A 23,287-nucleotide genomic window follows, 5' to 3' on the forward strand; every position below is an offset into this window, starting at 1 on the left:
TCCCGGCGTCAAGAAAGACAGGACTTCTCATGGACCTCTGGAATGAAAGGGAGAAAACGTGCGCGTCAGCATTGATGCTTCAAGCCTGAGTTATCCCAAACGAACCGGTATCGGCCGGATGCTCGAATGCCTTTTACCGCGTATGGTGGACCAAGCCGGCAACACAATACGTTTTATCCTCGTATCGGGGCAGCCACTCCATCATCCCGTTGCCGTCTCTCTTGTCCAATCCGAAGCCGTCGACGCGATAACAGCCTCGTTTCCTTCGCTCTTTGTTTGGCAGCAACTCGCCATGCATCGTCAAGTGCGACAGGCGCAGGCCTCGGTACATATGTGTGTTGACGGTTTGCGTCCCCTGTTTCTTCCATGTGACAGTCTTGGCTTTGCCAATGATCTGCTCTGGCATCGTCATCCTGATACATTGGCATGGCACGTTCGGACGGTCTATCGGCTCCGCCAACGAAGCAGCTTAAAGCAACATAAAGCTGTTCTGGCCATCTCCCGATTCACGCAACGAGAATATCGAGACCACTTCGGTGCAGACGCCGATCATGTCGAAGCGGCTGCCCTTCCAGGTGTGGACATGACCCAGTTTCACCCACTTCAGGAAGACGACGAGCAACAACGCTGTCGTTTTCTGGAGCAAACCGGACTCCAGCCCGGCTATTTTGTCTGTCTCGGCAACGTGATGCCACATAAAAATCTGGCATGTGCCGTTTCGGCCTGGGAAATCCTGGCCGAACGGGTTGATACGCCGCCACAGCTCGCCGTCATTGGCTTGGGAGGACGTACTCTTGCCGGATTCTCTACCGAAGACCTGTCACGTCGTGGGATAGTCTCTTTAGGCTATCTTTCCGATGAAGACGTGCGCTTGGCCCTGCGAAGTTCAGCCGGATTAGTCTTTCCGTCACGATATGAGGGCTTTGGTCTGCCGATTCTCGAAGCCATGGCGAGCGGCGTTCCGGTTGCTGCTTCAACGGCTCCGGCGCTGCTGGAAGCTGCCGGGAATGCCTGTCTGAGTTTTTCTCCGGATTCCCCCGACGAATTGGCCCGTGCTGTATGTCGCCTCATGACCGACACGACTCTCCGCTCGACTCTGATTCAAGCCGGGCTTAAACGTGCCGTTGAACGATCCTGGGACCGCGGAGCAGCCGAACTGCTGAACACCTTGCACCGTCTGGCTTCCCCAGGAAGCTGACTTGTCATTCCTCCCGCTTCAACGTATCCAGCCCAAGCCATGTATACACACGCTTTGCCCACATTCTCTATTGTGACCCCGTCCTACAATCAAGCCGCGTTTTTGGAACAAACGTTGGAAAGCATTCATAACCAGCGTGGAGTCAACGTGGAGCATATTGTCATGGATGGCGGCTCTACCGATGGATCGGTTGAAATCATCACCGCGCGCGAAAAACAAATCGCCTATTGGCAATCGGCCTCCGATGGCGGACAGGCACAAGCACTCCGTGACGGTTTTGCCCGCGCAACCGGCGATATTCTCGGCTGGCTCAACTCGGATGATTATTATCTTTCTCCAACCGTTTTGCAGGAAACCGCGGCGGTATTTGCGCAGCATCCTGACGTTGATATCGTGACCTCCGATGTGGTGTTGGTTTCTGAAACCGGAGAGCCGCTTCTTATGGACATGGTCTTGCGTCCCGATCATTTCCGGATGCGCTACTGCATGGCAATGCCTCAGCAATCAACGTTTTGGCGACGCTCGGCATACGAGGCGGTTGGCGGTATCAATCCAGCATTCGCGCATTGTATGGATTTCGATTTGTTTCAACGCCTGAGCGAAGGGCGCTCAATCAAGCGTATTCCCATGGTTGCCGCAGCATTTCGCATTCATCAATCGGGGAAAACGACGGTGCAAGCCGATGTTCAGCTCAACGAAGCCGGACAACTCCAACATCGATATGGCCAGGGCGTCGGCCATTGGTTTGCCATTAAAGCCGTCACGATGCTCGTTCGACTTGAGTCGACCGTGGCTGAAATCGGAGCGCTTCTCTCTGGGCGATCATTGCCGACATTATTCAATGCTCGTCTCGAACCGATGCGTGGCTATATTAAACGAAAACATCATCTTGTGTTTTAAATCATGCGAATCGGAATCAATGCTCGCATCCTACAATATCCTTCCGGTGGTGCTCGGGAATACCTTGCCTGCCTGCTGGACAGTCTGCTTGAACTCGACCAGGAAAATACCTATGTCTTGTTCTATCAAGAAAAATCTTTCCCTGAAGCGTTTTCCCAAGCAGAACACGTCCAATTAGCACGGAGTCATCGTCTTGTTTTCGATTGGGTTCAACTTCCACGTGCATTGACCAAGCATAGCATCGATCTCGCTTTTTTCCCGGCATCAAGTATGCCCGGAACGGTCCGAACACCAAGCGTCGTCTCCATGCTCGATTTAGGATATTTTGTCCGCGAATACCGTATGTATAAGACTGCAGACACGCTGTACATGCGTTATGCCATTGGCTTGGCGAGTCGAAAAGCTCAACGGCTTACGGCGATTTCCGATTATACGGCCCAGGATGTCGTCAGACGTCTAGGGACACCCCGCAACAAGATTGATGTCACTCCACTGGCCGCCGATCCTATTTATGGAACCGCCCCCCCGGAGAACGCTGTCATCGCTTTCGCCACAAAACATAGCCTGCCCAAGCGCTTTTTTCTCTATACAGGCAATATTTCTCCACGCAAAAATCTGACAACACTGCTCAATGCTTTCTCCCGCATCAAAGACAACACGGACACTCGTCTGGTCATCACGGGAGGAACGTCCTGGGGGGAAGATTTTGACAACGAACTAACGACGTATGACCTTCATGAGCATGTCATTCGCCTCGGACACGTTAAGAAAGCCGAAATGCCATTACTCTATACCAATGCGCTTGCCTTTGTGTTCCCCTCACGATTCGAAGGTTTTGGTTTACCCATTCTTGAAGCGCAAGCTATGGCAGTACCTGTTGCTTCGTCTTCAGCGACATCGCTTCCAGAAGTCGGCGGCGATGGAGCACTCTATTTTGATCCGGACGATCCGGTCCGCCTGGCTGAAATTCTGCAACAGCTTGAAAGCGATCCCCAACTGCGTGAGCAGCTTATCAGGGCTGGTCACAAGAATTGCGCTCAATTCACCTGGCATGAGACCGCCCGAAGAACATTGGCTTCCTTTCAGAAAGCCATGATGCCGTGACCCCTTGTCCATTTCGCGCATCTGTCGTATTTTAGGTAAACTCCTGTGTTATTCTGTCTCCGTTGACGTACCATTTTCCAAGGATACCTTATGTGCCGATGCATGTTGATTGCCGTCCTGGCGTTTGCCTCCCTGTTTGTCTCAGCGAGCCTCGCCGATGCTAAAGCGCATTTTATTTGGACGAATAGCCTCGGTGTCGTCTGCATCGACACCCAGCTTCCCGAAAAACAATACCGGGATACCAGAACTGCCGGCGGTGTCGACATTATCGACTGGCACAACGCCACGACGATGCGCACCAGCGGTCGCATATACCAACGGGTACTCCCCGCCCAAGAGAATATGCAGGAGGATGTCACCGTGGAAAACACGGGGATGGAACACAATCTCCAATCCTTAAGCCAACAGACGAAGCATTTGGCGACACCTCAAGCAGGAAAAACCCTCAATGCTGGTGATATCAAATCCCTGTCACATTCATTGGATATATCGCTTCCGGCAATAGAATAAAATATTGTCGGAGTCCTCTTCTTGCCTCATCGTGCTATCACCTCTGAACAAACGATAATATTATGATTTCTCGGCGTAAACGTACTGTATACCAACGCATGAAGCGAACGATTCGCTATTTTTATCTGCGGCTCCTTCGCATCAAAACGACCCCGCATAGTTTGGCACTGGGGTTGGCTGTTGGAGTCTTCGTTGGGTTCTTGCCCACGCTGCCTATTCAAAGCATCTGGGCCGTGGGACTGTGTTTTCTTATTGGCGGAAGTAAATTGGCCGCCATGCTCGGAACATGGGTATCCAACCCCATCACGTTCGTTCCCATGTTGGTATTAAACGCTCATATTGGCGATATGCTTTTACCTGGACTCAATGTCAGTCCTTCGTTCGCCGATATCAACGTCCATAATATGTTTTCTATGGGCCTCGACCTCATCACATCCATGTTTGTCGGTGGCTTGGCTCTGGGCGTCCCGGCAGCTTTCTTTACCTACGTTTTTACGTTACGTGCTGCTCGCATAGCCCGCCGCCGTCGGCTCGAACGGGCCAGACACCGTATTGCCTTGGAACATCATGAGCAACCAACGTAAGTCATATTCTTGCCTGCATTAGTCTTTCGATTTCCTCGGCTTGTCCTTCTGGCCGCGCTTTTGTATCGTGCTTCCGCAGTATAACCCTTAAGAGGATTATCGACGTGCATGTACGCTACCTCATTGTTGGCGCCGGCCCAACGGGACTTGGTGCCGCCCACTGTCTGGAAGGTCTGGGCGAAAAATCGTTTCTTGTGGTTGAAAAAGAAGATTACGCCGGAGGTCTCGCCGCAAGCTTTACGGATTCATCCGGGTTCACCTGGGACATTGGCGGACATGTCGTCTTTTCCCATTACGGATATTTCGACCGCTTGCTGGAAGAACTGCTCGGGGACGCCTACCTTGAACATCAACGTAAGTCGTTAATCCGGCTGGCAGGCACCTGGACTCCCTATCCTTTCCAGAACAACATCAGACATCTCCCGAAAGAGCTTGTATGGGAGTGTCTGGAAGGTCTGTTCGACGCCAAAGAAGCCCCTCCGTCACGGCCATCAAACTTTCGAGAATGGATTTTGTCTACCTTCGGTCAGGGCATCGCCAGACTCTTCCTCTTTCCATATAATGCCAAAGTCTGGGCCATTGATCCGGAACAGATGAACAGCACCTGGGTTGGAGAGCGCGTAAGCGTCGTCGATGTCCGCCGCGTGCTCCGTAATATCGTTTTGGAACAAGACGATGTCGGGTGGGGGCCTAATAACCTCTTTCGCTTCCCTCTTTTTGGTGGAACAGGTGAAATCTTTCGGCGTTTGGCAGCGCGGTTCGGAGAACGTGTACGGCTGGGATGTCCTGTTATTTCCATTGATGCTGACAAAAAAGAGGCTCTTCTCAACGACGGACAGCGTATCACGTATGACGCCATGTTGTTTACCGGCTCCATAGATTTGCTTGTCCGCACTCTGTTGACATCCCCTCACGACGCGGCGTTTACAGCGGCCGGAAAACTCAAACACAATGGTTCACTCATTGCCGGTGTTGCTGTCGATGGCATGAATGAGGACGACACGTGCTGGATGTATTTTCCGGAAAGCAATTGTCCGTTTTACCGGGTAACGAACTTTCATAATTATTCCCCCAACAACACCCCCGACCCCGTCGGCATGCGTGCCATCAAACGGGCTTTGATGACTGAGGTTTCGTTCTCTCGATGGAAGCCGGAAAATGAAGCCGACCACATCGATCGGGTTATTGACGGTCTTGTGAATGCTTCGCTTCTTAAGCAAGACGAAAAAAAACACGTTTTGTCTGTCTTCGAATATAAAGCCGAGCGAGCCTACCCTATTCCTTGCCTTGATCGCGATGCGGCTCTCGCCGTTATCCAACCCTGGCTTCAGTCCCTTGATATTTACTCCCGCGGTCGCTTCGGCGGTTTCAAATATGAAGTCGGGAATATGGATCATTCCGTCATGCAGGGCGTACAATGGGCTAACCTGGTCACAACGAAGACTCCGGAAACCATCTATTCATACACACAACCATAGTCGATCGGAAACGCAACATGCACAACAACTCTTTGCCGCAAAATATTTTTACCAAACGACGTGAAGCCCTAAAAAAACGCCTCACAAGCCTCGGGCATCGCGCCATGCTCGTCAGCCACGCGGCCAACCGCTATTATTTGAGCGGGTTCGAATTACATGATCCTCAGTGCAATGAATCGGCTGGCATGCTCGTCATTACACCAGGAGACCATGATTACCTTTTGACCGACTCACGATTTCTCGATGCGGCGAAACGCGTTTGGCCGGAAGAAGATATTTTTATTTATACTGGAAATCGGTATCAGGCCATCAGCTCGTTTTTGCGAGATAAAGGAATAACCACGCTCGCATTTGAATCGCGCTCTCTTACCGTGGATACCCACGCTCGACTTTCCGAATTTCTCAACCTTGTCCCGTCCGTTGAGATTGTTGAAAAGCTCCGGCTTATCAAAGACGAATATGAACTTGAGCTCATGGCAAAGTCATGTGCGCTCAACCACCTGGTATTCAGCAAGGTTCCCAACTTACTTGTTCCCGGGCGTACTGAAGCCCAAGTCGCCTGGGATATCGAACAACTCTTCCGTAACAATGGTGCCAGTGAACTCGCCTTCCCGACCATTGTCGGCATCGGTCCCAATGCAGCCTTGCCTCATGCCATTCCGGGAGACACGCAAATAACGGAAAATTGTTGTGTCCTCATTGATATGGGCGGCCGGCAATACGATTATTGTTCCGACCAAACTCGCACCTATGCTGTCGGAAATCCCACAGCTGAATTTTCTCGGACTCTTGAGCAAGTCCAGAATGCCCAACTTGATGCCATTCGGGCAATTAAACCGAGGATGACATCACGAGAAGCATACGCCATTGCTCGGAATTCTTTCAGCAAAAACGGTGTGGAGATGCACTTCACCCATGCACTCGGGCATGGCATCGGACTGGAAACCCATGAAGGGCCAAGCCTGGGACCTATTTCCAACATCGTCCTGGAACCGGGCATGGTCGTCACGGTTGAACCTGGATTATATTACCCCGAATGGGGCGGCGTTCGGTGGGAACATATGGTTGTTATTACTGAAGATGGCTGCCGGATATTGTAATTCCGACGTATTGATGCTGGGGAGGGAAACCCTCCCCAGCTCCTACGCATGGGGTCCTGGGTGTGATGAGGTGGAGGCAAAACGTGGTGAGTAAAAAAACGGGCTGCCAAAGAATGTGTTGTTCCAATCAACGCTCTCGTTATTGATATGCTCGCATAGAATCAGAGTGCTGTGTGTACCCTGGCATGGCTCCGGTATCGGTCATGTGGACAAGCGGACCGTGTCCAGATTGAGTATAACATGACGCAAACGTCCTTCTTTGTTGGGAATGTCGTGTGGAGTTCCACCCTTGCGCCCACCCCATATGATATCCCTGACCGTAATCACTCCCGTGAATGGATGCGCCCCGATGGGCTCCACCCATCGCCATGGCTCCCGGAACAACAACGAACGAAATGAAAAAAAGAAATATTATCAATCCGCTGCCCAAAATCACAGACAAGACATTTCGACTCATGAATAACTCCTTTGCTATCGTGCAAGAAAAATTGCTTTCTTACACGAAAGCAAGGGCTGTTCCAAACTTTAAATATAATGATATCAACAAGTTAATCCACTCAAGAAACATAGCGGCGTACAAAAAATATACACTTCGCATGTACCGAAGCGATTTATATGCTTATTTTTTATACAGGAAATCCATTCTCTGCCCTTACCAACCATGTAACAACAATTTCAAGAAGGACCACCATGCCCCCATCGTCTCGACGTCGTCATAAGAAAAAAGCCCGACCACGTACGACCCCACTGCCGACAAGGTCTGCACGACTTTATGTCCGGCTGGCATCACGCGATATCGGGCTTTTTCGTTTTCTGCTTGAGGCGTGCGACAATCTGGCGTATTTTACGGTTATTGATAAGTACTCTGCGGTGGTGCGGCTGCGCTTTTCGCCTGACGATGAACAGGACGTACGCGCGTTTCTCGATCACCAAGCAACGGCTCTTGTCCAAGCCGTCATCACTCCGCCTCTTGTTTAGATGTCAAATTATGTCAGTGGGTCTAATCCAAAAACATCAATGGCGTTTTGGCCGGTCTTACGCCACAGTTCAGCCGTCTCCATCTCGCGGAGCATGGCGATCTTTTGCGCTGTAAAAACAAGATAACTTGGCTCATTCGGTTTCCCCCGATACGGCTCGGGCGACAGGAATGGGCTATCGGTTTCAATAAGCATACGCTCAAGAGGGATAGTTGCCGCGGCATTGGCTAGTGCCGTATTCTTAGAATATGATACGGGGCCAGGAATGGAAATGTACCATCCTCGCTCAAGGATAGCCTCTGCCATGGTGACGTCACCATTGAAACAATGCCAGATAAGTGGGTGATCCCGAAAATTCATGTCATCAAGAACAGTAATGGTATCTTCAAATGCGTCGCGGCTATGAATGACAGCTGGAACTCCACGTTCGCGTGCAAAGGCAAGCTGTTCTCGAAAAAACTGTTTTTGTAGATCCTGCGGAGATCGATCCCAATAATAATCGAGTCCGATTTCGCCGACAGCCACCAATCTGGACTCACGGTCAAACGCGGTTGCCATATCTGCCACGGCGGTTCGCTTTTCATCGACAACATCATTGGGATGAACTCCCAAGAGGAAAAAAACCTCGTCAATGTCGTTAAAAGCCGAAGCATGTGCATTGAATTTATCTGGGCCGAGAAATACATTGCCGAGACGCGCTACGCCAGCCACGTGTGCCCGAGAAATGGTGTCGAGAAGTGTCTCTTCGAAATTGGCATCATAATCAAGATGTGCATGAGTCTCCACTCCGACGCACGGCAAACCAAGGCTTGCCGGTTCGGGGCGGTTCTTTTTTTTCGCCATGATCAAATAGTCCTTATTTTGGGGGATATGGTCGTTGTGACGTCCCCGATTTCTCACGAGGAAAAGCATTGCCCAGCGCTGCAAGAATGAGTAGGGTTACGACCTCGAAAGCGCATGTGGAACCGTCAATAATTTATGAAAAAGTCGTCAAGGATATGCTATGCGCAAACTTGTTGCTTCAGTTGTTTTTAGCCTTTTCTTCGTCGTCGCCAGTTTTTCGCCGATAGCCCATTCCATCGCTGTATCACCAGCTTACGCAGCTCAAAAATACACGGTGAAAAAGGGAGATACACTCATTGAGATTGCCAAAAAGTTTCATGTTTCGGTCAGTGACCTCAAAAAGGCAAACTCTTCCATTAAAGCATCAAAGATTAAGATAGGTCAAAAACTGACCATTCCGACCCAAAATTCGTCCTCTCAAAGCCAAAAGTCGAGGAGCGGGTCGACGTACACGGTGCGCTCTGGGGATACATTGACCTCGATCGGAAAAAAATTCGGTGTAAAGGTCAGTGACATAAGCAAGGCGAACGGGAACATCAAGTCCAAGAACTTAAAAGTGGGTCAAAAACTGACCATTCCGACCAAAAACTCGTCCTCTCAAAGCAAAAAGTCGAGTAGCAGATCGACGTACACGGTGCGCTCTGGGGATACATTGACCTCGATCGGAAAAAAATTCGGTGTAAAGGTCAGTGACATAAGCAAGGCGAACGGGAACATCAAGTCCAAGAACTTAAAAATGGGTCAAAAACTGACCATTCCTGGTAAAGCTGGCAAAACATCTACTCCCAGTGCCCCCCCTGTTGAAACCGTGTCCTACACAGTTCAACGAGGAGATACGCTGTCTTCAATCTCTCGAAAATTCAATGTGAGCATCACAAAAGTTCGTCAAGCCAACAGGATTTCCGGAAATGAAATCATGGCGGGACAACACTTGAAAATTCCTGGAAAAGCTGACCGGGCAAATCTTTCCAAACAGGCAACATCAACATCACGTCCTGCGGCTGCAGAAAAACAACAACAAGCCCCAACGACGACTGCACCGACCGAGGCTCCAGCCGAGAAGGAGAATAACGTCTCCGTCGCAAAGGAGAAAACTCCGTCAGTAGAGAAAAACACACCTGCCCCCCCAAAAGCGGCGCCGGAGAAGCCGAAGCAAGCAGCCTCAAAAGTATCAAAAGCCAATATGACGGCTGTGGACTATTATGCCAAAGGCAACGACCTCGGCTTGAAAAAGAAATACGACGAGGCGATCAAACAATTCGACAAAGCCATTACGCTCGACCCGAAGAACCCAACGTACTTTGCCAGTCGTGGACATGCTCACTACTATCGGCGCAACTACAAAAAGGCCATTGTCGACTATACCGATGCAATTCAACTCGATGATACATTTGCATTAGCCTATTCCATGCGTGGTCTGAGTTATACCAGGACAGGGAATTACAAACAAGCTATTGGCGACTACGACAAGGCCATCAAATTGAACAATCAGGAAGCCGATTTCTATAAAGGGCGTGGCTACGCTTACTATCATCTGAAACAGTACGGTCCTATGTGCCAAGACTATGAGAAAGCCTGCAAGCAAGGAGACTGTCAACTGTTGAAGACGTCTCAAGAACAAGGCTTATGCAAAACGCCATAATATTCTCGATTGACTGCATACCAATATACAACGAGGGAGGCACATGACTCCCTCGTTTTTTAATTTTCACAAAGCAAACACAAAACGTCTCAAAAGGGATATTTTGTCAGATAAAGGAATTTATAAGACACGACATCGTTCAATCTCTTTCAGTGCTCTTCGGTATCAGACTGGACACGATAAATTGTTGAGCTGTATTATAAAGATGCGGAAGTTCGTATGGGGTGAGAATTGATGTCCGAACCGCTCCCACGATACTGCCATAGATCATGAAAGCGGTTTCCCGGATAGGTACGTTGCGAATGCTGCCATCGGCAATGCCTCGCTTCAGACAATTTTCTATTTCACGGATGATTTCTAAAAATTTTTCCGCTATTCGTCCCCGATCAACATTGTGCTCGACATCACTAAAGGGAGAACATCGAATCAATATGGAAAATCGCCTTCGATGCTCAGTTGTATAGCTCAGATACGTCTCGGTAAAAATTTCGATTGCTTCAATTCCGGACCGGGCTCTGCTCATTTCAACACGAACACGGAGTAAGACCGCATCCACCATGCTAAAACCGGCCGTCATGAATAATTCTTCTTTATTACCAAAATAGTGAGAAACTAATCCAAAAGCGACACCGGCTTTCTCAGACACCATTTTCATTGTTGTGCCGGAATAGCCGTATGTTCCGAAGAGTTCCTGAGCAGCATCCAAGATGATTCGTTTCTTTTCCGCTCCGTTAGCTCGCGCCCCCCTCTCACGAAGACGAAAACTCGTCATGAAAACACCCCCCAAACGCTCTTTCAACATTCCCCAATGCAGAAAGACCATGATTTGATTAATCAATCAATACCATGTTTTTCTTCAAACTGAAAGTCAACCAACCGTACTTTCAAATATAAACAAAGATGAAAAACACACGAAAAAACGGCATCCCGTAAGTGCAAACGAGATCATTGAGAACACGACGCTGGGGGAAACGTTATAATGTTCTGTCAGCGATCCAACTCAACGTGCATCTCATCAAGCCGCTGGATCCATGCATGCTTCTCCTCAGGAGACAATGATAAGCTTTCGATTTGGTTCTTCATAACCTCCAAGAAAGAGGATCGTTGTGTAAAATGTTCAAGTTCTTCAAGCTTTTCAACGGAATATAATACAGCTTCGAGAAGAGCTATTGCTCGTCCAATGTCACGATTTGGAGCATGCTGAAATGCAGCACATAAAACATGCATTGTGTCACCAATAACATCCGAAACAGACACATACCGCTTCCCAAAATCTTGTGCATCCGTCTCATGGTCACTCAACATCTCGACAATATCACAACGTCCTTGCATAACTGATGTTTCCAAATCAGTATTATGACAGTCCAGTACAGTATTATATGGAATATACTTTACGCTCCGTCCTGAAATGGCCTTGGAAAACAATGTACATCTTTCGTTCACTTCATCCTCCGCGATATACTGCTTATGCCTCAATACATTCAGGCACTCGTATACTTTCATCGATAAATATTTTTTAAACAAACAAAAAGTGTCATCGCATAGCCAAAATCTCTTTTGATTTTTGGGGTCTGATAGTACAAGCACTCTTTTCACTGTCCGGAAAAATACAGAGAGATATTATTTTGTGTTTTATACGCAATCTCCTTGAACTATAGCTTCTTTTCCGTCATGATTCTGTGAACGTACAGGGGATGGCTGCGCAATCACAGCTCCATGCAATGATATCTGTCCCTCAAAACGATCTCCTCACATTGTATGCTCCGAGAACAACAGAACATGGTATTCCACCGGTACAGAGACTACACAACCATGACAAACGCTTCGCTTTCTCCTCATTTTTATATGTTGACCGCCATGGCCTCAGAGGCAGCCACAGTTCCCCATCTAAGACAGTGGTATAAAAACAACGAGGATCATTGGGAGTCGAACATGCATACAGGCCATGTATCTGTGCGACGGGCCGGTATCGGGCAGAGTCATGCCTATGCCTGTGCAAAAAGTATTTTTTCTCAAGGTGCTCCACATATTGTTGTTTTTGGCGTTGCAGGAGGACTGAGCCCACATCTTTTGCCAGGTGATATTGTTATATCGTCATCTATTATACCTCAGCATTCCAAAGAATACTATCAGGCAAACCCTGAAGTTCTCAGAAAACTCACACAAAAAAAAAGCGATCTGGATCCGTCGCGCCTTTTTTTAGGGGATATTCTGTCGTGTGAAAGCGCATTGTGCACCCCGAGTGCCAAAGAAGCAGCGTACCGAAAGACACACGCTCTTGCCGTAGACATGGAATCCGCAGGTGTGGCACGAGCCGCCAAGGAAGCTAACCGTCCTTTTGTATCCATCCGTGTGGTCTGCGACCCGGCCAATCGAACCGTACCCGAGCCTATGAACTCGTGTTTGACACAACAAGGAACCGTCAGTCCTTGGCGCGTTTTTACGGCATTATGCAATTCTCCCGGGCTTATTGGGAAACTCCCGAGAATGCAAAAAGATTACGCCTTAGCCCTTGACGGGTTGAGGCGGGTCTGGAAAGTCCTTTTATAACGGGAATACGATATGAGAAATGCGTGGATTTAACGCAATCGACGGCGTAACGCGATCTGAGCAGCTTTGAGAGGGTGACCGACTGTATCGAGAACAGCAGTAGGTTCAAAACCACAGTGGACCATACACTGCTCACAGCGACGATCATGTCCGCGGCCATAAGCATCCCAGTCCGTTTCTTCCATAAGGGTATGAAAACTCTCGGCATAGCCATCATCAAGGAGATAGCACGGGCGTTGCCAACCAAAAATGTTTCGAGTTGGGTTACCCCACGGGGTACATCTGTAGTTTTGGTTCCCTGCGAGGAAATCGAGATAGAGGCTTGAATGATTAAACCGCCAGCCACGTCCATGGCTCATTTCCAAAATACGTCGAAAGAGCTCCGTAGTGGATTGGCGTTCCAAAAATGCATCTTGATCGTCAGCCGAGGCATAGTTATATCCAGGAGATACAGTCATTCCCTCGACGCCAAGCGCGCTGACCGTATCAAAAAACGTTGCCAGACGTTCGGCGGAATCTCCGGCAAAGACCGTCGTATTGGTCGTTACCCGATATCCTCTAGCAACCAACCGCTTGATAGCGGAAACGGCCGTATCGAAGACCCCTTCGCGTCGAACCAAGCTGTCATGACGATCCCGAAGTCCATCCAAATGCACGTTGAACGTCAGGTAGGGAGACGGTTCAAATTCATGAAGCCGTTTTTCCAACAGCAGTGCATTGGTGCATAAATATACAAAACGCTTCTGTTTCACGAGCCCGGCAACAATTTTATCCATCTCGGGGTGAAGCAAAGGTTCCCCCCCTGGAATAGACACCACCGGAGCGCCGCACTCCTCAGCCGATCCGAGACATTCTTCTAAACTTAGTCGTTTCTTCATCACCTCTGGCGAATGTGCAATCTTGCCACAGCCTTTGCATTGCAGATTACACGCAAAAAGCGGCTCCAACATAAGCACCAGTGGAAACCGTTTTGTTCTAGTGGCAATGTTCTTGAGGATATAGCCCCCGATTCGGGCTTGCTGAATGGCTGGAATGCTCACAAGGACATCCTTATCTCTTTTGGTGGTGGAAGAGGAGGCAGAGAGAGTGCCAGTTTTCAGCTTAGGGGGCAATACCCGTTTTTCTGAAACCACTGCGCCGCATCAACCAAGGCTTTATGTGCCGGGCCAGGTGTATACCCTAATTCGTCTTGCGCTTTTCGACTCGAAAAAAACATTTTTTTCTTAGCCATACGGAGCCCATCTCGATTAATCCGACATTCATTTTGACGACGAAGACGGGCCACAGTTTCACACACGTAGGCCAAAGGCATAAGCATATTGGGCGATAGACGCCACGTAGGGGGGCGTAAGTCTCCCAGGCGGCAAATCTCCGATAAAATTTCACATAACATCATGTCGTCACCACCCAGAATATAGCGTTCTCCGACACGACCTCGTTCGAGCGCTAATAAATGTCCTTTAGCAACATCGTCAACATGGACGACATTGAGGCCCGTATCCACGTAAGCGGGCATTTTTCCTTGTAAAGTATCAACGATAATCGCGCCGGTCGGCGTCGGTTTGATATCTCTCGGCCCGATCGGTGTTGAGGGACTTACCGTTACGACAGGTGCACAGTGCTCACGAACCAGCCGATCGACTTCCCGTTCAGCCAGAAATTTGGATCGCTTATAATGGCCGATCATATCAGCAAGCGTTGCCTTAGAGGTTTCATCAACGGGATTGCCCGCGGGATCAAGTCGAAGTGTACAGACGCTACTCGTATACACCACGCGCTCAACTCCCGCTTTTAATGCTGCCAATACCACATGACGCGCCCCGCCCACATTGGCGGCATACATCTGGTTTGGATCACGAACAAACAGACGGTAATCGGCAGCCACATGAAAAACGACTTCTATTCCATCCATCGCACGAGCGACAGCGTCAGCGTCGGTCAGATCTCCGTGTACTGTCTCCACATCAAGGTCTTTGAGGTTATCAAGTGGGCTGGAGGAACGTACAAGACACCGAACAGAATACCCGTTTTTCACGGCTTGTTTGGCCACAGCGGAACCAACAAATCCGGTCGCACCTGTTACAAGAACACGCATAGTTTCCCCGTGGATATGAAAAAATTCAGTTGATAAGAAATGTCAGTGAGAATGAAGGAGGGAGAGACTTTTGTCCCTCCCTCTTGTGAAATTATTGGAGCCACCCTACTCACGGCATGCTCGCCGCAAAGATTGAGGAGGCGTTTCTCCATAGTCGGGTTTTCCATCGTCAACAAGTTTCAGAAATCGATGATACTCAATACAGGCTTTGTCTGTCTGTTCATCCTCAAGAAATGCCCGTGCCAATCCCAGACGATTTGGGGCAAATTGAGGAGCCAAAGCAACAGCAGCTTCATAGTGCTCAACAGCCAATGCGCTATCACCGATGCTCACGGGAAACGCCGGTGCGCGGAGATAGAGTTCTCCCAGAAGACGATCAGGTCCCCCATGATCAAGTTCTGGGAAAGCCTGTGCCGCTTCTTTGGCAAGACGTTCAATCTCTGGAACAGCTTTGAGGCCTTGTTGCGGAAATCGTTCAGCCCATAAGCCGGTCAGCGCGGCAGTCACATACTGCGCCAAAGGACTATCTGGCTTGACCTCTAAAGCACGACGGGCCAAACGTAATCCTAAGGCGGCATCCTGCCCTGCTTTGTCAAAATCCTCTCCGTGACGTGCCCAGACTCCCAGACACATTGCACCTTTCAATGCATCGACAGGATTGCCTTCCGCCTGATCCCGATATTGTCGCACCTCTTGCGTTGTACACCCTGGCCACATGGAAATCGATTCTTGACCAAGCGCCGTATCCACAAATTCTCCCGTGGATATGGTGGGCGGAGGCGGTGCCTTTCGACCAGCACACCCGACCAATGCGACGACCGCCATAACAAGAACAAACGCGGTGCCCCCGCTGAACTTATTGAGGACAGCTGCCATCGGGATTCAACCGAAATGCGGGTAATGCCGGATCAGCAGGTGCGAAACCAGCGGTTTGAAGCAATTTCAGTAAATCTTGTGCTTCCGGGTCCTTCTGCATTGCCATCATGACACGAGCCGCCGATTCCGCCGCAGGAGACACGGCACCAAAGGTAACAACAGGCGAATTGGGGAGATGCGGTGTGATAAGATACGGCATAAGATCCTTGACCGCAGGCAAGGCCTTTCCGGCTTCGTACTGGACTTTCGTGGCAACGATACCGTCCAATGTACCGGCAGACACGTCACGAGCCGCTTTCATAGGACGACCCGATCCATGAAAATGAACAGGGACGGGAAAAGGCAACAAGCATGCAGCGGCTTTTGGTGTATACAACATAGTCCCCTTAAAATCGGCATCCTTATCAATCGCCTTGGATTTGGTCAGCACCCACCACGCATCATATGTATAGCCATGCGGTAACGTCGCAGCCAACGGCTCAAGATTCAGTTTCCGAGCATTTTCCATGTAGTAACCCAGCGTAACGATACCAAACCCCGGGTTCACTTTGGACAAATGGCTTTTGGCCAGAACAAGATCATTGAAATAGGTTCCGGCATAGGTAAAATTCCCATCATTCTTTGCCGTTAAATACTCGGCAAACGCCTGCATGACGGGTGCTGCTTCTTCCGTGCTTCCGGGTTGCCCCGGCATGATCATGACAAAATCAGTCGGTTTGGCCAAAGCAATCGAGGCCGTTGACGTGAAGAACACAACCGCGACCAACCATGCCATCACTCGTGATGAAAACGCCATTTTTACTCCCTGTTTGCATGCACCCGCAGGCGACATTGTTGCCGGCACCATAAAACTCCGCCTTCTTTCACATGGTGCGTCAAATGCTTGTGCTCCACAAGCATTCTTTCTCCATCTTCAAGCCCTCTGTATATGTCGTATCTTTCTCTGCTATACCATTGATCGTACCATATATTTTCATTTCATATACGGCCGTTTTCGAGCATCAATTTCCTTAAAGACAGCAGGCATCACAAGAAGACACGCCGCCATACAAGTGAAGGATCCAAGCACCATAATGGCACCAAGTCCGGCCAGACCTCGATGATGCGCAAAAAGCAATCCTCCAAATCCAATCATTGTTGTCGCAAAACTTAACGTAACAGCCGTTGGTGTTCCTGTATCAAAAAGTGATTGTCCATGCCCAAGTTTGGAGTGTCGAGCAAGAAAATGCACTCCACCATCAACCCCAATGGCAATGAGAACAGGAACAGCAAAAAAGTTCGCCAAGGTAAATGGAATACCGATTATACCCATCAATTCCAACAACCACAAAAGTCCAACACCCAACGGGAGCAAGTTCAGGGCAACAGCCACAATATTGCGCTCATACACCCACAAAATGCCCGCCACAAGGACAAGAGTTGTCAACGCTGCTATCATAAATGTACGATGCATAAGTTGCGACGATTCATATACTCCCACGGGGACGCCGGTGACATCAGGGTCAACTGTTCGCAATGCCGCAACAAACGTGGTCAGCTTGTCGAACTGCCAAATATTGTCTTTGGGCATGATTTTAACCAAATATCGCCCATCCTTCCCAATGGTCAAATCGCGTATGGAAGCCGGTAAATCATCGATCTCGGCTGGAGATGTTGATAACATTGGCAATAAATGCGTCAGCGTGTCCGCAAATTCATTGCGAAGCGTTGTCTGGAGTCCCTGAAGCCGAGATGCCGAGGCCGAATCGGTGATGAGTATATCCCGAACCGCCTCAACTTTCTCTATCAACTCGGCCACGGCGGTTAACGGAGCAGAAGCCGCCATGGCAAAAAGTTTATCAGAGAGCGATTCCAATGCTCCCTGAAAGAACATCAATGCCTCATCAAGTTGAACCGGGTCTACACCGACAACGGCTGGTGCCACCGTGACGCCAGCAAGCGCTTGTGCTGCTCTATGAAGCAAACGTTCTTTTTCTTCTTGCTGCTTTGGCAAATACTCCAAAACACTTTCGACTTTTGCCACCCCGGGTGTATTACGAAACGCGGCCTCCAATCGTTGGACCCCGTCAATATCGTTTGCTGCAGACATGGCAAACCAGGTCGATTCATCAGCCGAATTCACAAGTTTTTTTTCGAAACGTACGGATTCCAATCCATCAGCCTGAAGCTCAAGCAAATTGTAACTGAAATGGACGTCATACAGAAAAGGCAAACCGGCAAAACTCACCAAGGCAATGACAAGCAGCAATCCACGATGATATTTGAATATCGGTCGCATAAATCGCATGGACGGTAAGCGATGAAGCATTGCCCCCACAGGAGGATTCTTTGAGGTGCAGACCAGCATCAGGGCCGGAAGAACTGTCAACATTGCAACAAGACAAAGCAGAATACCGGTTCCTCCAACAAGCCCAAGCTCGGCGAGACCTGTAAAATCTGATCCGACAACTGTATAGAACGCACATACCGACGTGACCGCTCCCATGACAATGCTCGGTCCGGTATCGAACAACGCCGTCTTCATCGCGGTTTTGGGTTCAATACCTCGAGCTGTTTCTTCCATATGCCGAATAGCCAAGTGGACACCGAAATCTGAACCAATCCCCACAAGCACAAGAGCAAATACAATCGAGAGTAAATTCAAAGAACCAAGGCTCAACGTGACAAACCCAAATGTCCAAGCCATGCCGACAACAAGACTTCCGACAATAAGTACAGGCCGGAGCCAGCCGTGGAGAACCAAAACAAACAAGATTCCCACGCACACGATGGCGAGGATGGAGGCGCGGGTCATATCTTTGTCTGTTGTATGCATCTCGTCGGCATGGAGTGCCGGTCGACCGGTTAACCCGACATGAACATCCGGAAAGGTGACACGAGTTGCATCAATAGCCGTGCGAGTGAAGGACAATGCGTCGCCGACAACATCCATCGTTTCAAAATTTTTTACCGGCAAAACTTTCATGACGAGCAAGGCGTTATCGTGCGTAAAAAAATAATGAAATGTCCCACTTTGGGGCATGAATGAAAATGTGGAGGGAGATACCTTCCCTTGTGACAGGGCGTGTTGCATCGCATCAAGAAGGCGACCAAGAGGTTGTGTCGCTTGCGTTATGTCTTCAAGCCGAACTTTCGCCGCATTCTTGGGGGGAGACAGAAACAATTGTGCTGCCTCATCGAAAAAATGCGCGAGCGAGGGGTCCCGGCCATAGACACGAGCGAATGGAGCCATCGTATCAATACCATCAGATAACGACTCTACCGTTTTGAGAGGAGCAAAATACAAGGCTTTATTTTTGAAATCTTGTTCACCAACTCGATACCGTACTTCACTGATGATATCCGGCCGGCGAGAGAGAAGACCGGCAAGATGGTCTGCAAATTGTTTTGCCTGTTCCATCCCTTTCGGATTTTTCCCGGTCTGAATGACGACAAACAGGTATTCTTGATCTCCAAAATTTTCCAAAGCATTGAGATAGCGGCGCTGGTATGGAATCTCAGGGGAAACAAGATGATCCTGGTTGCTATCCAAACGCAAGAAGCCCGCAGCCGCCCCGATGGCAAGCAAAGCCAGAAAAAGACCAACACCAATTACCCACCACGGCCGGTCAGCAATCGGTCGCCAAACAAGCTCAAATAATCGAGAGAACAAGGCAGGACCAAGAATTTCAGGCTTTTTCATGACTTTCACATCTCATTAAACAAAGATTTGGCGCTTCATACGACGAGGGATGTTGGCCGTCAAACACCACGAGAAGGTTGCATCATCCTTCTCGAAAACATTGCATCACACCCCAAGCAAGCGTACGGTGTGCCGCGTCATTAACCGGAAAAAACAAGCGGAGAATGCATGGAAGTCATTCGCGCCAAATACGCTGGCTTTTGCATGGGCGTGGACCTCGCCTTAAACAAGCTGGATTCTCTTGTCGAAAACAATCAGTCGCAAAATTCCATCTACACGTTGGGTCCCATCATCCACAATCCCCTCGTCCTGGAGGATTACGCGAAACGCGGAGTGTTCGTAGCGGATTCCCACGAAACCATTCCGGAAGGCGCCTCAACCGTTATCCGTGCACATGGGATTCCCAAGCAGGTGGAAGCACGGCTCCGAGCTCAAAATCTCAATGTTGTCGATGCAACATGTCCCAAAGTAAAAAAGGCGCAACTCCTTATTGGGCGTCAAGCTGACGACGGACGCATCCTACTCCTTTTTGGAGAAGAAACACATCCTGAAGTCAAAGGACTTTTGAGCTATGCTCACGCCGGAGCGTTTGTCTTCGGGAGTGAAGAAGAACTCGATTCTTTTGCGTTTTCTCGCGATGATCGCTATTGCCTGGCAGCGCAAACCACGCAAGATCGTGAACGTTTTGAAACCATGGCGCAGAAGCTCAACCAACGCGAAGACATCGACGTCATCGTGCTCCATACGATCTGCGATGCGACCAAGCGTCGTCAGGAAGAAGCCGTGGCATTAGCGCACGAAGTGGATTTCATGGTTGTTGTCGGCGGATTCAACAGCGGCAATACTCGACGCTTGGCAAAAGTGGTTCAAGCACAGGGTACACCATGTGTCCATGTGGAAACACGCAAAGACCTCCCTCTTGACAAACTCGCCAAGGTTACCAAAATTGGTATGACTTCAGGAGCTTCCACTCCCAAGTCCGTGTTCGAGGACATCTACCAATGCCTCATCGGCCTTTAATTTATGTCGCACGCTTCCTCGTGTCGTGCAAACACGACCAGGAACCAACGCCAACCCAAGGAATGCATCTTATGAAAATTCGTCTCTGGTGCCTGACCTTGCTCGTCATCGTTGCGCTTGCTTTTCCTCTTGGTGCATGCGCAGCCGATAACGACCTCAAGGATCAAATCGCCACTATCCTCAAAGAAAATCCGCAAATTATTCTTGATGTCCTGCGTGAAAACAACGTGAAGGTCTTTGAAATCGTCGAACAAGGCGTCAACGCAAAGCGCGAAAACGAAGTCAAAGCGCTTATGGCGAAGGAAATCAAGAATCCGCTCAAACCGAAAATCGATGATTCTCGTCCCTTCCTTGGGAAAAAAGACGCTCCCGTCACGATTGTGGAATATTCCAGTTTTCTGTGTGGATATTGTGCCAAAGGCGCCCAATCCATCAAAGCATTACTGGCGCAGTCCCCAGACAAATACCGTGTATTCTTCAAGCATTTCGTGTTGAGCGATGAAGCCAAAGAAGCGGCTCGCTACTTTGAAGCGATTGCTCGTCAAGACCAGGCCATGGCCTGGAAGTTCCATGACCTTGCATTCGCAAAACAAGCCCAAATCGCACAACAAGGCGATGAAGCATTAAAACAAATTGCCAAAGAAGCCGGTGCCAATATGGATCAACTCCAAAAAGACCTGGAAGATCCGGCCATTGACAAACAACTTACCCAAGACACCAATGAAGCACGCCAGTTCGGTTTCGACGGTACCCCGACCTACCTCGTCGACGGCGTCTCCATCCGCGGCGCCGCCCCACCGCAGCGTTTCGATTACATCGTTGAAGAGATAGCAAAGGCGAAGAAGTAGCAGAGCCTTTCAGAGTGTATTGAAGCGCGGGCATCAGATTCCCTCTGACGCCCGCGCTTTTGTATTGCTCAATCTCCTTAAATTCTACTCACACACTTCACCCCACCCCATCATACTCCCTCACACGAATTCGCCCATTCTTCACAAGCTCTCGCGCTTTCGTCTCAAGAGGCGTAGAAAGAGGTGGTGGCGGAAGTTCTGCGTTGAGCATCGCGTGTATATCTTGGCCGAACAGTGTTGGTTGAATGACTTCGGCAACAGCAATGCGTCCAAGGCTTCCCGTGCCCTGACAGCGGTCACAACCAGGGCTTTCACTCATGCCGTCGATATCATGAAGCGCTTCAGGGAGGCGCTTGACTGTCTCTTCGTCTATGGGAGCGCGGCGTAAACAATGTGGACAATTGCGTCGAAAATCTCGTCCAACCACAATGAGGCGAATCGCCTGTTCGAGAAACTCCACATCGGCACCGGCGTGCACGAGACGACGCAACCCATGAGCGGCATTGAGTCCCGTGACATGTATAATTGAACTTGTGCCAGACAGACTTGCTGCAGTGAGTGCGTCAATTCGAGCAGCATGTTTAACGCTTTCAGAAAACACAACGTCATAGCGCCCCGAGAAGAGGTCATCAAATCGAGGTTCGGAGGTGGCAAACTCCATCCATCGGCGACCAGCATGACATCCGACATTCCGACCCGACATAGCCGCTTTTGCAGCAAGCATGAATTGGACTTCGCGCTGCCACCAGATCGCCGGAGAAACAAGAAGAACGCAACCTTCCGGAGAGACGGACCAGCCTGTTAATGCGATACTTTCTTCCGCATCAAAACCGAGTTCTTCCGGATCGACAACTCCGCTTCGCTCAACAGGCAAAACAAGCCGACGAAGCCCCCCCTGCGGGGTGATTGCTCCGGCAAGAAGGATAGGGATATGCTCTCCATCAGTTTCCATGAGCACAGTATGCTCATGAGAAGGATTACCCCACGCAACATCCAGACCAATTTCAGCCTGGACAACGGCAACAAGACGCGAAGCCTGCTGTACGGGCAATTCGGTCACACTCGTATCCGACAAGCAAAAACGAGCGACCGGAGGATCGGAAGATATAATTTCTATACTTCGGGCATGAGATTCCATGCCGCGTCGAATCATCTTGGTGAGATCCTTCCCAATCGGATGGGTTGTGGATCGTTGATAATATCCAACCATCCCGAAACCATGAAGCGCCTCTCCCGATTCCTTCACTCGACGCCACGATGGGGTAACATCCATCTTGGGAGTTTCGGAACGGTGAGGAGTCTCCTCTTCACTGTCAAGTGCAGTTCCTGGTTCGTCTTTGTCTTTTGTTTTCTGCGGATATACCGCGTCGAGAAGCTGGGTAAGGGAGGCATTGGGACAATAGACAGGCTCCACATTGAGACCGGTGGTTGTCTCAATGATATCCAATGCCTGGGTATTCATGGGGTCAGCCATGGCGACATAGACCTTTTCTCGGTCTTTCTTCAGCACAACGGCTCGTTGTTCCCGCGCCATGGTTTCAGTCAACAAGGTCGACATGGTCGGTGCCAATGGATACATATCCGGATCATACACGCCAATGCGCAATTGCCGGCAAATGAAGGCCATGGTTTCGTCATCGAGAACTGGTCTCTGGCGCTTCATATATTTTGACACCATATCCTGAGAACGACGATACACACGGTCCGCGGTCAGGTCGTTGCCTTGAGGATGGCCTGCAGCCGATTCAAGCTTTTTCTGAAACATGGACATGACTGCTCCTCCGGTTTATCGTTCTTCGGATTCGCCTTTACCGGAATCAATGTCTCGTTGGACGCGCTGTAACCGCATCCTTTTTTAAAAGCCAGATTAATCAGCCGCA

The 23,287-nt window shown here is 49.6% G+C and carries 22 protein-coding genes; 12 read left to right on the forward strand and 10 right to left on the reverse strand.

Features of this window, described 5'->3' with window-relative positions:
• Nucleotides 1-58 precede the first annotated feature (58 nt).
• From G451_RS32950 to G451_RS0115855, 7 genes are all read left to right on the forward strand, one after another.
• The gene (locus tag G451_RS32950) at nt 59-1,198 is read left to right on the forward strand and encodes a glycosyltransferase family 4 protein (protein WP_051261566.1); all 1,140 of its coding nucleotides are present in this window, start codon (nt 59-61) and stop codon (nt 1,196-1,198) included.
• A 39-nt stretch (nt 1,199-1,237) separates the two neighbouring features.
• The gene (locus tag G451_RS29780) at nt 1,238-2,098 is read left to right on the forward strand and encodes a glycosyltransferase family 2 protein (RefSeq protein ID WP_051261567.1); all 861 of its coding nucleotides are present in this window, start codon (nt 1,238-1,240) and stop codon (nt 2,096-2,098) included.
• 3 nt (nt 2,099-2,101) lie between these two features.
• Nucleotides 2,102-3,202 (forward strand): glycosyltransferase family 4 protein, encoded by a 1,101-nt coding sequence (locus G451_RS0115835; RefSeq protein WP_027185030.1) that lies wholly within the window; start codon nt 2,102-2,104, stop codon nt 3,200-3,202.
• A 90-nt stretch (nt 3,203-3,292) separates the two neighbouring features.
• The gene (locus tag G451_RS0115840) at nt 3,293-3,712 is read left to right on the forward strand and encodes a hypothetical protein (protein WP_027185031.1); all 420 of its coding nucleotides are present in this window, start codon (nt 3,293-3,295) and stop codon (nt 3,710-3,712) included.
• 62 nt (nt 3,713-3,774) lie between these two features.
• Nucleotides 3,775-4,296: a DUF2062 domain-containing protein gene (locus G451_RS29785; RefSeq protein ID WP_051261568.1), complete on the forward strand. Its 522-nt coding sequence runs from the start codon at nt 3,775-3,777 to the stop codon at nt 4,294-4,296.
• Nucleotides 4,297-4,400: 104 nt separating this feature from the next.
• Nucleotides 4,401-5,774 (forward strand): protoporphyrinogen/coproporphyrinogen oxidase, encoded by a 1,374-nt coding sequence (locus G451_RS0115850; RefSeq protein WP_027185032.1) that lies wholly within the window; start codon nt 4,401-4,403, stop codon nt 5,772-5,774.
• A 17-nt stretch (nt 5,775-5,791) separates the two neighbouring features.
• Nucleotides 5,792-6,874, forward strand: coding sequence for a M24 family metallopeptidase (locus G451_RS0115855; RefSeq protein WP_034642469.1), 1,083 nt, complete (start codon nt 5,792-5,794; stop codon nt 6,872-6,874).
• Nucleotides 6,875-7,013: 139 nt separating this feature from the next.
• On the opposite strand, the gene G451_RS0115860 is transcribed toward G451_RS0115855, so the two are convergent.
• Nucleotides 7,014-7,331, reverse strand: a complete 318-nt coding sequence (locus G451_RS0115860; RefSeq protein WP_027185034.1) for a hypothetical protein — start codon at nt 7,329-7,331, stop codon at nt 7,014-7,016.
• Between the two features lie 233 nt (nt 7,332-7,564).
• Between G451_RS0115860 and G451_RS29790 the strand changes: the two genes are divergently transcribed.
• Nucleotides 7,565-7,852, forward strand: coding sequence for a DUF4911 domain-containing protein (locus G451_RS29790; RefSeq protein ID WP_034642471.1), 288 nt, complete (start codon nt 7,565-7,567; stop codon nt 7,850-7,852).
• A gap of 8 nt (nt 7,853-7,860) precedes the next feature.
• Here G451_RS29790 and G451_RS0115870 read toward each other — a convergent pair whose 3' ends face one another.
• Nucleotides 7,861-8,694 carry a TatD family hydrolase gene (locus G451_RS0115870; protein ID WP_027185035.1) on the reverse strand — a complete coding sequence of 278 codons (834 nt, stop codon included), beginning with the start codon at nt 8,692-8,694 and terminating at the stop codon, nt 7,861-7,863.
• A gap of 160 nt (nt 8,695-8,854) precedes the next feature.
• Here G451_RS0115870 and G451_RS0115875 point away from each other — a divergent pair, with 160 nt between their 5' ends.
• Entirely contained in the window at nt 8,855-10,336 is a 1,482-nt protein-coding gene (locus G451_RS0115875) for a LysM peptidoglycan-binding domain-containing protein (protein ID WP_027185036.1), read from the forward strand.
• Between the two features lie 139 nt (nt 10,337-10,475).
• Here G451_RS0115875 and G451_RS0115880 read toward each other — a convergent pair whose 3' ends face one another.
• Both G451_RS0115880 and G451_RS0115885 read right to left on the reverse strand, forming a co-directional pair.
• Nucleotides 10,476-11,108: a TetR/AcrR family transcriptional regulator gene (locus tag G451_RS0115880; RefSeq protein WP_051261574.1), complete on the reverse strand. Its 633-nt coding sequence runs from the start codon at nt 11,106-11,108 to the stop codon at nt 10,476-10,478.
• 215 nt (nt 11,109-11,323) lie between these two features.
• Nucleotides 11,324-11,779, reverse strand: coding sequence for a hypothetical protein (locus G451_RS0115885; RefSeq protein ID WP_027185038.1), 456 nt, complete (start codon nt 11,777-11,779; stop codon nt 11,324-11,326).
• A 489-nt stretch (nt 11,780-12,268) separates the two neighbouring features.
• Between G451_RS0115885 and G451_RS29795 the strand changes: the two genes are divergently transcribed.
• Nucleotides 12,269-12,886 (forward strand): phosphorylase family protein, encoded by a 618-nt coding sequence (locus tag G451_RS29795; protein ID WP_034642473.1) that lies wholly within the window; start codon nt 12,269-12,271, stop codon nt 12,884-12,886.
• Nucleotides 12,887-12,915: 29 nt separating this feature from the next.
• On the opposite strand, the gene hpnH is transcribed toward G451_RS29795, so the two are convergent.
• The 5 genes from hpnH to G451_RS0115920 form a co-directional block, all read right to left on the reverse strand.
• Nucleotides 12,916-13,926, reverse strand: a complete 1,011-nt coding sequence (gene hpnH, locus G451_RS0115895; protein ID WP_027185039.1) for an adenosyl-hopene transferase HpnH — start codon at nt 13,924-13,926, stop codon at nt 12,916-12,918.
• Between the two features lie 56 nt (nt 13,927-13,982).
• Nucleotides 13,983-14,981 (reverse strand): hopanoid-associated sugar epimerase, encoded by a 999-nt coding sequence (gene hpnA, locus G451_RS0115900; RefSeq protein ID WP_027185040.1) that lies wholly within the window; start codon nt 14,979-14,981, stop codon nt 13,983-13,985.
• Between the two features lie 105 nt (nt 14,982-15,086).
• Nucleotides 15,087-15,857, reverse strand: coding sequence for a tetratricopeptide repeat protein (locus tag G451_RS32955; protein ID WP_051261569.1), 771 nt, complete (start codon nt 15,855-15,857; stop codon nt 15,087-15,089).
• A complete protein-coding gene (locus tag G451_RS29805; RefSeq protein WP_051261570.1) occupies nt 15,838-16,653 on the reverse strand; it encodes a substrate-binding domain-containing protein in 816 nt (271 codons plus the stop codon). The genes G451_RS32955 and G451_RS29805 overlap by 20 nt, the downstream gene beginning before the upstream one ends.
• Nucleotides 16,654-16,830: 177 nt before the next feature.
• The gene (locus G451_RS0115920) at nt 16,831-19,539 is read right to left on the reverse strand and encodes an MMPL family transporter (RefSeq protein ID WP_051261571.1); all 2,709 of its coding nucleotides are present in this window, start codon (nt 19,537-19,539) and stop codon (nt 16,831-16,833) included.
• A 168-nt stretch (nt 19,540-19,707) separates the two neighbouring features.
• Between G451_RS0115920 and ispH the strand changes: the two genes are divergently transcribed.
• Nucleotides 19,708-20,559, forward strand: coding sequence for a 4-hydroxy-3-methylbut-2-enyl diphosphate reductase (ispH, locus tag G451_RS0115925; RefSeq protein ID WP_027185042.1), 852 nt, complete (start codon nt 19,708-19,710; stop codon nt 20,557-20,559).
• A 71-nt stretch (nt 20,560-20,630) separates the two neighbouring features.
• A complete protein-coding gene (locus tag G451_RS0115930; RefSeq protein WP_027185043.1) occupies nt 20,631-21,407 on the forward strand; it encodes a DsbA family protein in 777 nt (258 codons plus the stop codon).
• Nucleotides 21,408-21,504: 97 nt separating this feature from the next.
• Here G451_RS0115930 and G451_RS0115935 read toward each other — a convergent pair whose 3' ends face one another.
• A complete protein-coding gene (locus G451_RS0115935; protein WP_027185044.1) occupies nt 21,505-23,178 on the reverse strand; it encodes an ATPase, T2SS/T4P/T4SS family in 1,674 nt (557 codons plus the stop codon).
• Between the last annotated feature and the right edge of the window lie 109 nt (nt 23,179-23,287).

It is taken from the genome of Desulfovibrio inopinatus DSM 10711 (assembly GCF_000429305.1).
Taxonomy (GTDB): Bacteria; Desulfobacterota; Desulfovibrionia; order Desulfovibrionales; family Desulfovibrionaceae; genus Alteridesulfovibrio; species Alteridesulfovibrio inopinatus.